The 4,851-nt window shown below is 34.0% G+C and carries 2 protein-coding genes; both read right to left on the reverse strand.

From position 1 onward, the window contains the following. Positions 1–155: 155 nt before the first annotated feature. Positions 156–2,597, reverse strand: coding sequence for a DUF5686 family protein (locus WBY99_RS05725; protein ID WP_423975374.1), 2,442 nt, complete (start codon positions 2,595–2,597; stop codon positions 156–158). Positions 2,598–2,659: 62 nt separating this feature from the next. After that, positions 2,660–4,750, reverse strand: coding sequence for an ATP-dependent DNA helicase RecG (gene recG / locus WBY99_RS05730; RefSeq protein ID WP_423975375.1), 2,091 nt, complete (start codon positions 4,748–4,750; stop codon positions 2,660–2,662). Between the last annotated feature and the right edge of the window lie 101 nt (positions 4,751–4,851).

Consider the following 4,851-nt stretch of genomic DNA (forward strand, 5'->3'; position numbering starts at 1 on the left):
AAATATAATTGAATAAAATTTTTTCTTCATCATCTAAAAAAATGATTTCCTTCTCTTCAGCATCAATCATTTGGGCGAAAATTTCCCACATGGAAGTGTCTTTCATTTTTAATAATTCAAAAAATTGCGAAGCTTTAATTTGTATTGTTTTCATTTTAAAATCCTAAAAAATTGAGTTTTAATTGTATTGCGAAATTTTCGCTAAAAGTTGGTGTTGCATAATGTCCAATACGATAGAAGAAGCCTAAATTGAAAGGACTTCCTAAAAAATTATTGGCTTCTAAACCGATTTCCTGATAAAAATGATTGAGTTTCTGAAATTCAAATTGATGTATTTCTGGATTTTTCATTTCTCCCGTAATTCCTCGGTAAACCATATCAAAGCTTGAAATTTGCTTTCCAAAAGTGCTGAAATAAAACGGTACCCGATGTGTTAAATAATAGCCGACAAACTTGTCATTATAATATTTGCCACCTTTCATGGTCGCAAAACCAAGGTAAGAAGTAAGGTTGAAATTCAAAGAACTTTTTCCATTTCCTAAACCATTAATCGCGAACTGATGCCAAATTGGAGCGTTCCCAGTAACCAAACCAGTGTATAAACGAGCGCCCGTAACACCGATTTTTGTTTTGAAATGGTGTTGAACTAAAAAGTCAAATCTGCTGAAATTGAAGTCTCCGCCGAAAGTTTTTAATCCTTGTTCATAATTGAAATAATATTCGGGATAATTCTGTTCGTAAGTCAACTTTCCAGCTGGCGTCATCATGCTTTTGGAATTCGGGGAATATTTCAGCGTAAGTTGCGTTGTAAAATTTTCAAAATTATTTCCGAGATTGTTGTAATTATAATCGAATTTGGCTTCCTCGTGGTTTCGTTTAGCAGAAATTTTTAGAGTTAAAGCATTCGATAAATCATTTTCATAGGAAACTTTAAAACCTTCAAAATGGTAGAATCTATCATTGTTTAAGTCAACTCCAGAATTGTTAATCTTCATTTTAAAGTTCCAGAGATTCTCATTGAAACGCCCAGCCGTATCTACATCATTATAATATTCAGCACGGAAAAAAGAAGTTTTTTCAAGGGTCGTTTTTATATCGATTCCTGCACCATATTTCCCCGAAGTGTCTTTAAATCCGTAAGCGATATACAGATCTGGAGAAATATATTTGTTGAATTTTTCATTCATTTTAATTCCTGTACCCGCACGGAGTCCTTCGTATTGATTATACTTTAACAATTGAAGTGCATCAAAATCTACATTTCCAACTCTGATTTTCCCTTTCAGAAAACCAGTGAAAACATTCAATTTTTGATCCAGATTATATTTTTTTCCAACGCTATCGATTTTGGAGTAAGTTGTTTTTTCACGTGTTGTCAACGAATCGGTTCTATATTTCTCTAGAATATCGCCATTGGTATTTTTTATAGCCATTGAATATCCCGTAAAATCTTTTTTGTTCTCGGCAATAGAAGTTTTAAAATCGAAATAATCTGCCATTACGAAAACGTAGTTTCCAAATTGCTTTTTCAGTTTTTCATCAGAATTATCTTTTTTCTTTTTGTCTGTTTTGTTGGTGTCAAAAACAGTTGAACCCATTTTTATTTTAAAATTTTCTTTCCATAGAAACCACTTGTTATCAATTGGTTTCCAGATGCTTGTGATTGATCCTTCGTTTTTTTTCTTGCTGTTGCTCTCGATTTTTTTTAAGCCATAAGTTTCAGTATCGACGTAAATATAACCGTTGAATTTTCGTTTCTGGACTGGGTTTTTATAATCTGCTTGCCGAAAACGAATGACATAATTTTTTCGTCCATCAATTTCAATACTATCCGTTAAAAAGTACCGATAGCGTGTTCGGTTTTCTTCCTGAATTTCTTTTGGAATTTTATTTCTGTTAGATCGTAACGCCATCATTTCATAAACAGGCTCTTTCAATCCCGCCATACGATTATCTAAAATATTGATTTTTTCACCATATTTTTTGGAATACAAAAACTCAGATGCTCTTTCCCAAAGAAATAATTTACTCCCAGCCATCAGTTTCATTACATTCAAACTTTCGATAGAATCTTTCTTTTTTTCCGCAGATTGTAGTGTTTTTGGAACTGAACTTAATGAATCCAAACGGTGATTCAAATATTGATTATACTGTTTAATACTGTCTTCATCGAAGTCTAAAGAGATTTTTTCATAAGATTTAAACGAATAGGATTCTAAACTTTGTGGTGAATTATTTTTGAAATTGTTATTCACTTTTTGCAGAATTGCCAAAGCCCGCGGATCACTTTTATCGGAAATAATTACTCCTTCGATCGATTGCGTTTTAGGATCTGTTTTAGAAAGAGAAAGTTCCATTACATTATCGACTACCGCTTCATCTTCATAATAACCAACCGCTTTTATTTCTACTTTTTTACATTTTGTTTTGAAGTTTAAAATTCCTTCCGCAGTCGTTTTTCCTAATAATTTCCCTTGGCAGAAAATGGATGCATTAGGAATAGGCGTTTTTTCTCCTGTTTTCAAAACGGTAATTTTTGATTGCCCGAATAGAATAACAACTAAAAATAAGGAGAAAAATGCAAAATTTCTTTTCATGTAAACAAAAGTATTCAAAAAAATTAATACAAATAGGTGTGAAGACTTTTAAACTTAAACTTTTAAGAAATTCGTCCCCATTTATTTTTGCCTTTATATTGCTTGGCGTAATAAGTTCGTAATTCAAAATTTTCAGCATGTTCCAAATGAGGATCATTTTTGAGTAGTTTTTCAACGGTCGATTTTGCAATTTTGATGATTTTTCCATCTGCAACCAAATCGAGTTTTTTAAAATCGACGACACCGCTTTGTTGGGTTCCCAGAATATCTCCAGGACCGCGAAGTTTCATATCGACTTCAGAAATCTTAAAACCATCATTTGTTTCTACCATTGTTTTCATTCGGGTTCGGCTGTCACTCGAAAGTTTGTCGGATGTTACCAAAATACAATAACTCTGTTCTGCGCCACGGCCAACTCTCCCACGAAGTTGATGAAGTTGTGACAGTCCAAATCTTTCGGCGCTTTCAATAATCATTACAGAAGCATTAGGAACATTTACACCAACTTCAATCACGGTTGTTGCAACCATAATATGGGCTTTTCCGGAAGCGAAATATTGCATTGCAGCTTCTTTTTCTGCAGGTTTCATTCTGCCGTGAAGCATGGTTACATTAAATCCTTCATAGAACTCTATAATATGATCCAGATTTTCAAGTAAATTTTTATAATCTAAAGTTTCGGATTCTTCGATTAAAGGATAAACGAAATAAATCTGCCGGCCTTTTTCAATCTCATCTTTGGCAAATCGGAAAATCGACAATCGGTCTTTTTCTCGTCGGTGTGCAGTGATAATGGCTTTTCTGCCGACCGGTAATTCATCGATGACAGACACATCTAAATCACTGTAAAAACTCATCGCCAAAGTTCTTGGAATCGGCGTTGCAGTCATGACGAGAATGTGGGGTGCTATTTTATTTTTCGCCCATAATTTCGCCCGTTGTGCTACACCAAATCGATGTTGCTCATCAATAATTGCCAATCCGAGATTTTTGAATTGAACGATATCTTCTAATACTGCGTGCGTTCCGATTAGAATTGAAAGTTCCCCGGAAAGAAGTTCCTGATGAATCATTTTTCTATCTGCAGTTTTTGTGGAACCTGTTAACAAGCGGACTTTAATATTTGTTTTTTCTAAAAGCTCCTGAATGGAATTAAAATGCTGTTGCGCCAAGATTTCAGTTGGAGCCATCATACAACTCTGAAAACCGTTATCCAGAGCGATCAACATCGATAGAAGTGCTACCATTGTTTTTCCGGAGCCTACATCACCTTGAAGAAGCCGATTCATTTGAATAGGTTTTTTCATATCGGTTCGAATTTCCTTTAAAACTCTTTTCTGGGCATTGGTCAGTTCAAAAGGAATAAATTCATTGTAAAACTGATTGAAATTTTCGCCGATTTTCGGGAAAGGATTTCCGACGACAGAGGCTTTATGATGTTGCTTTTTTAAACCATAACCTAACTGAAAGAAAAAGGCTTCTTCAAATTTTACTCTATTTTCAGCATGTTGAAAATGAAGGAGATCTTTAGGAAAATGAATATTGTATAAAGCCGGAATTCTGCCGATTAAGTTCAAACTTTTCATTAAAGAATCGGGTAGATTTTCAGAAACTAAATTGGGTAAATTTTTAACAATATCAGCAATTACCGTTTGAAAAAACTTATTGTTCAAGCCTCTTTTTGAAAGTTTTTCACTTCCGGGATAAACTGGTAACAGCGTTCCCGAAAGCGCTTTCTTTTCATCAACTTCAATTTCTGGATGTGGCATTGAAAATAGTCCGTTGAATTCATTAATTTTTCCAAAGACGAAAATTTCCTGATTTAATGGAATTTGTTCTTTCATCCATTTCGAATAACGAAACCAAACCAATTCCAGCGTTCCGGAATCATCACGAAATTTAGCGGTTAATCTTTTTTGACCTTTGCCATAAGCCACTTCCTGAATGTCTGTTATTTTTCCTTTGAACTGAATTTCAGCATCGGGTTCTTCTTTTAAATTGCCGATTTTATGGATTTTGCTTTTATCGATATATCGTAACGGATAGAAAGTGAGAAAATCTTCAACGGCTGTAAATCCTAAAACATTTTTAATGAATTTGGCGCGTTCAGGACCGATTCCTTTTAAGAATTCTATGGGAGTTTCTAAGGTCAATGGTGAATTTGCTTTGCAGTGAATGGTTAATTTTTTCTTTATGCAGGAGCGAATTTCGTTAAAATAAAAAAGACTTCCAAAATTTATTTGAAAGTCTTCTG

This window comes from Kaistella sp., from assembly GCF_049588135.1.
GTDB lineage: Bacteria > Bacteroidota > Bacteroidia > Flavobacteriales > Weeksellaceae > Kaistella.

What these genes read in the sequence shown, in the direction of transcription:
- WBY99_RS05725 (WP_423975374.1), bottom strand. Translation starts at nt 2,597, where the DNA reads ATGAAAAGAAATTTTGCATTTTTCTCCTTATTTTTAGTTGTTATTCTA.